The 5,773-nt window shown below is 48.8% G+C and carries 4 protein-coding genes and 1 riboswitch; all 4 genes read right to left on the reverse strand.

From position 1 onward, the window contains the following. Positions 1 to 582: recombinase family protein (locus JF818_RS03425; RefSeq protein ID WP_198890584.1), on the reverse strand; the 582-nt coding region annotated here is incomplete at its 3' end. A 137-nt stretch (positions 583 to 719) separates the two neighbouring features. Beyond that, entirely contained in the window at positions 720 to 1,355 is a 636-nt protein-coding gene (locus tag JF818_RS03430; protein ID WP_117331573.1) for an L-2-amino-thiazoline-4-carboxylic acid hydrolase, read from the reverse strand. A 156-nt stretch (positions 1,356 to 1,511) separates the two neighbouring features. After that, positions 1,512 to 2,462, reverse strand: a complete 951-nt coding sequence (locus JF818_RS03435; protein WP_198890585.1) for a ketopantoate reductase family protein — start codon at positions 2,460 to 2,462, stop codon at positions 1,512 to 1,514. 95 nt (positions 2,463 to 2,557) lie between these two features. Then, positions 2,558 to 5,080 carry a cation-translocating P-type ATPase gene (locus JF818_RS03440; protein WP_198890586.1) on the reverse strand — a complete coding sequence of 841 codons (2,523 nt, stop codon included), beginning with the start codon at positions 5,078 to 5,080 and terminating at the stop codon, positions 2,558 to 2,560. A 142-nt stretch (positions 5,081 to 5,222) separates the two neighbouring features. Then, positions 5,223 to 5,320: riboswitch (NiCo riboswitch) on the reverse strand. Positions 5,321 to 5,773 lie beyond the last annotated feature (453 nt).

Consider the following 5,773-nt stretch of genomic DNA (forward strand, 5'->3'; position numbering starts at 1 on the left):
GTTGAGGATGAGGCCTTCCTCCTCATTACGATCATACCCATAACACCTGCGGGAGAATGCCGGGGAGTCAGGATCCATGGTGCTTCTTCTCAGGCCCCACTTGATATTCTCGCTCTTGTTCTCACTCTCCGCCTGGGCTATGCCCGCATGGGGTGTGAGCAGCATCTCCCCTGCCTGGCTGAGGAGGTGGATCTGCTCGTTGTAGAAAAAGACATCCACCTTCAGTTCCTTGAGCCTCCGAAGCGTCACCAGAAAATCCACACAGTTGCGTCCGAACCGGCTGATGGACTTGGTATAGATCATATCGATCTTGCCCGCCTCACAGTCGGCCAGGAGGCTCTGGAACCCTGGTCTGGAACTGATGGTCCGTCCTGACTTAACGTCGGTATAGGTACCGACATATTCCCAAGCGGGGTTCTCCAGGATGTCCTCCTTCTCGAAATCCATCTGGGCCGAGAGGCTTTGCAGCTGTCGCTCCATCTGCGTGCTCACACGACAGTACAAGGCAACCCGGAGACGCTTGAAATGACGCCTGGCTGGTATGACATGTATGATGGGTTTTCTCTTCTCGTCGTCAGGCATAGGTTTTTATAACACGAATGGAAAGGGATGGATAGATTTGAGGATTCGGAAAAGATTGAACCGAGACGTTTCTCAAGGTAATGAACATTATCGGTTCAAGGGGTTTTGTTTACCGTTTGAGTCGGTTTTCGACCTCATCACTTTTCTTTTCGATGTTGTCGGGCATTACGATAATGACAGTCACACACCGAACCTCCTGACCCCAGGGTACTTTCTCGCGTAAAGATAGTATTCGTCCATTTTGCCATACCGTAATCATACGCGCACATTGCCGGAGTAATTTCTGATATGCCGAGGGTACAGAACAAGTGGTGGATACCACAACGATCAAAGACAGCGTCAAAGGTATCAAGCGACTTCCCAGGTAAAAATTTGAATCTCCACGAGTAAGGATTATCTGAAAGCTGACTGACTTTTGCCTGCTTCGCAAGGCTCTTTTGGTATTTCTCAGAATAATTATTGATACTTCTCAAATACATCCTCATTATACGGCTGTCGTCCATGGATGTGCCGTAATATTCCTTCATTTTCTCACACGACGGTTTCGGGTCAAGACCAAGATAGATAGCGGCAATCTCTGCGGCACTGATTAGATTGAGAATGAGAACATCATTCCTGCCAAATGGCGGTATGATTTCGATAATGGCCCTATACTTCTCTCTTGCCTTTCCCATAACCCCATTACTGTCTGATACTCCAAGAATCGGCAGGTGCTTTTTGAAGGTTGGTGCAAACAGTACCCACATCGCTCGAGTCATTAATCCGTTTCTCATTTTATACCTTTCCTTTTCATGCCTTGTAGCCCCTCTTATCAGTTTCAAGAGCTCATACCAAAACACCGATGCTGCGGCAAGACCGAATTAGGAAAGATATTGGCGCTAAAAATCCTGCATATTGCATTATTTTTCCTCCATGATTATTCTTGTCGATTACTTTCCAAAATCAGGTGTGATACCAGCTAACGTCCTGATCGCTGGGGTATCCATGTGACTTGCCTCCACCAAACCCAACAACTCCCGTTTCAACACATCCATTTCATCCACCGCTCTGCGGGCATGCCTGGCCATCGCCGTCTCCGCGAGATCAGTGCGTAACACGAAGGAAAATACCGCGGCGACAAGAAAACCAGGCAACCGCAAGTACCAGAGCTTCCTCGGTATGGTCCGATGTCCAAGACACCTAAGGACAGCAAGACCTTCCTGGATTGCGGCAACCATCAACCTGACATCGGAGAAATGCTTGGACAGCCTTATCGGATCACCCCCATGTTTATACAATGCTTGAGCGATCGCGCATACCACCGCCACATGCGTCTTCTGCCAATCATCCATATGCTTGCACGTAACGGTGGGAATCCCAGCTTCCCGGAATATCCCCGCAAGGAACCCGACCCGATCGTATGAGGTGTGTACCAACTCACCCACGGTAGTGGTTTGAAACAATCTGACCAATCCTCTGCCTATCCTGTACACTACGACATTTCCGTCGACCACCTCACCACCTGCCGAGGGGAAGGCTATCATCACCCGTTCGGCTCCCACGACATCGACATAGGCTTGGTATCCCGCCGCGGTGTTCACCATGAACACGAAGCTTGATGATTGGTTGGATGCCAACAGCGGAAGCACCGCTTCTATCTGTGTCCTTTGAACCACGACAAGAACGAAATCATATCGATCGTCAGGAGCCAGTGATGTAATCGTCTTGACAGGGAATCGTTCAACCGTGGAAGAAGTCGACTCACGTAGGTGCAGCCCATTTTTCCTTACGGCTTCAAGCCGGTCTCCTCGTGCCAGAATGGTTACATCCTTACCGGATCCTGCCAATTTGCCGGCGAACAGACTCCCGATCGCCCCTGCTCCTACAACTAGAATTCTCATATCTTCCCCTCCGATGGTGACGAGCTTTCACAAGATGGATACATGTGCGGTTGGTGCAAACAGTACCCACATCGCTTGAGTCATTAATCCGTTTCTCATTTTATACCTTTCCTTTTCATGCCTTGTAGCCTTCTTATCAGTTTCACAAGCTCATACCAAAGCACCGATGCTGCAGCAAGACCGAGTGCCGTAAGTGCCTGCATTCCACTGAGTGGGGCGAGCTTGAGAAAGGTGGAAATCGGTGTATAGAGGATTATGGCCAACAATGCCAGCGTTCCAAGATTGACGGCCCACATAACACGATCCTTCACGAGTTGCTTCGCTGAGTGATAGGCAAAGTCATGATTGGAGCTGTTGACCTGTACCAGGAACAAATTCGCCAGCATGATAATGGCAAGACCCATCGCGCGAGCTTCCGGTGCATTGGCAGAGTTACCTGCAAGGGTTGCAAAATAAGCGCCAAAAGATGCAGCGAACACGAAAATACCTTGTAGGACACTCTTTCCCAGCAATCTGCCGGTGAGCAACTTCTCCTTTGGGTCACGGGGTGCACGATCCATCACATCCTCTTCCGCAGGCTGACGTTCCAGCACAATGGAGCAGGTCGGGTCAATCAATACCTCCAGCAGCACCACATGCAACGGTAGAAGCATCAGTGCAGTTGGCTCTATCCCCAAAAGCGGAGCCAACAGGGAGGCTGCTGCAATAGGAATATGTATGGTGAACACATAGCCAACCGCCTTGCGGATGTTGTCATAGATGCGCCTCCCGTCGCGGACTGTCTCCACTATGGTGGTAAAGTTGTCATCCATGAGAATCAGATCGGAGGCTTCGCGCGAGACTTCGCTGCCGCGCTTGCCCATGGCAATGCCGATGTCAGCGTATTTAAGTGCTGGAGCGTCGTTGACACCGTCGCCTGTCATGGCCACAATCTCGCCGTTCTCCTTGAATGCCCTGACAATGCGCATCTTGTGTTCAGGGATGACGCGGGAGAAGATGGAAACGGTCTTCACTGCTTCCTGTAGTTCCCCGTCGCCCATAGCTTCAAGCTCTTCGCCTGTGATAATGTTTTCGCTGCCGGGGATACCGATTTTGTTGGCAATGGCAGAGGCTGTAATCCCGTTGTCGCCGGTGATCATAACCACCCGAATGCCAGCTCGATTGCAAACGGCGATATCCTCTTTGACACTTTCACGGGGAGGGTCGGCAAGCCCCACCAGACCCAGCAGAGTCAGACGGCAGTCGGTGATGACGGCAGGAATAGCGGATTCGTTTTCAGGCTTGGCAGTTGCAACGGCAATGACCCGCAGTCCCTGGGAGGATAGTGTTTTGATCTGTGACTCGATAGTCCGTCGCTCCTCTTCTCCTAACTTGCAGATGCTCAAGATACGTTCAGGGCTCCCCTTGGCGGCAATAATCAGATGACCCTTCTTTCGCCAGACATGGCCCATCATCTTCAACTCATTGGTAAAAGCGTACTCACTGACAAATTCGTTGGAGAAGAGGCTTTCTTTTGTGATGCCATAATCCTCGCAGTAGCGGAGCATGGCTTTTTCCATGGGGTCATACGCATCAGTTTCACAACCCAATCCCATGGTTTCCACCAATTCCTGCTCTGTGGCACCGCTTGTCGTCCAGACATCCTGTACGGTCATCTGGTTCATGGTGATGGTGCCGGTTTTATCTACGCAGAGAACGGAGACCGCTCCAAGCGTTTCCACGCTGGGTAGCTTGCGAACAAGTGAGTTTTTCTTAGCCAACCGCCAGGCACCCATGGAAAGGAACACAGTAAGAATGACCGGAAATTCTTCTGGTATCATGGCCATGGCCAGCGTAACGCCGGAAAGTATACTTTCAATCAGACGATCCATAATTGTATGATCGGGAATGTTGAACCATGTGAACACCGCTACCAGAGCAAAGAGCACTCCCGCAATAATTGCACAGGTCTTTACAAGCTTGCCTGTTTGTTTTTGCAGCGGTGTGTCCTCATTGGGAGCAGCAATCACTCCCAGGCCGATTTTCCCGTATTCGGTCTGCACGCCTATCGTATCCACCTGTACAACAGCGTTGCCCTGGGTAACAAGAGTGCCCGCATAACAATAATCCTTGCGCCAATGATCCTTTGTTGGTTCAGTGCTTTCCGTAGGAGTTTTCCATACGCCCTCTGCCTCTCCAGTAAGGGAAGACTCATCCACGCATAAATCTGCGCAACGCAAAACTAAACCATCTGCTGGGATCTTCACGCCCTCGTGAATCATCATGAGATCACCCGGCACCAAATCAACGCTGGCAATCTGTTGTTCCTTGCCGTCACGGATAACGGTGCAATGGGGAGCAGACAAATCCTTCAATGCGTTCAGGGTTTTATCAGTTTTCCATTCTTGGATCACATCAATACTGATGATGCCGACGACGAAAATGAGCATGATAGCGCCATCTCGTGGTTCTCCAAGCAGGAAATAAATAATCGCAGCGACAATGAGCAGCAAAAACATCGGCTCACAGATGATATGAAAGACTTTTTTTAAAAGGCTTTCTTTCTTCTGCTGTGCCAGCTCGTTCTTGCCGTACTGGGCCTGCAATCGTTTTGCTTCGACAGAGGTTAGCCCTGTCATGTTCGGTCTGTAGGTTGTCATAAAAAGAATCCCCCATTTCCCGCTGCCATGTGGCAATGCGGTGTTATGATTTCTCTTTTGACACTCCATTTGAGGTCGCCTGTTCCATAAGGCAAAAAAATGGCACACCCATGGAACATACAACTGTCCCACAAATGTGCTTATTAGCAATTTGCTGCCGTTGTTAAACGGCCCGGCCCCACGCCCGCTTCCGGGCATCGCCTGCTCAGTTTGTACTGTTGATCTCACATCCTGAAAAACAGGAATGTAATGCAGTGCAAAAAGACTTTTTTAAAAAGTATACGACAATGCATAGGTTGTCAATCATCCGGCTACTCATGTTTTTTTTGCTTTGCCATTTTATTCAAACCAGGGTTCATACTTTTTACGAAATGGCGAATATTTTGTCACATCTTGATACATGGCATCTCTTAGTAAAGGAAATATGTCCAGATGATCCCGCTAGCATGAATTTATACAGAGAAGTTTTGTTCATCTAGAAATCGAAAAAAGAGACATTTCTTCCCATTATATACAGTTATTTAGACTATAAATCATCAATGACAACTTGCCCATGATACAAGATTACCCTATGCAAGTGTTTGTTTTGTAAACACTTATATTTCTGGAATTTTGCCATTTTTTCAGGATTTTTTATTAATTTAGACTACTCAATTTCGTCAATTTTTATCC

Source organism: Sphaerochaeta sp. S2, assembly GCF_016406725.1.
In the GTDB taxonomy this organism is placed as follows: Bacteria; Spirochaetota; Spirochaetia; order Sphaerochaetales; family Sphaerochaetaceae; genus Sphaerochaeta.

Excerpts from the sequence above, each read along its gene's own strand:
- JF818_RS03430 (WP_117331573.1), bottom strand. The coding sequence starts at position 1,355 with ATGAGAAACGGATTAATGACTCGAGCGATGTGGGTACTGTTTGCACCA.
- JF818_RS03435 (WP_198890585.1), bottom strand. The coding sequence starts at position 2,462 with ATGAGAATTCTAGTTGTAGGAGCAGGGGCGATCGGGAGTCTGTTCGCC.
- JF818_RS03440 (WP_198890586.1), bottom strand. The coding sequence starts at position 5,080 with ATGACAGGGCTAACCTCTGTCGAAGCAAAACGATTGCAGGCCCAGTAC.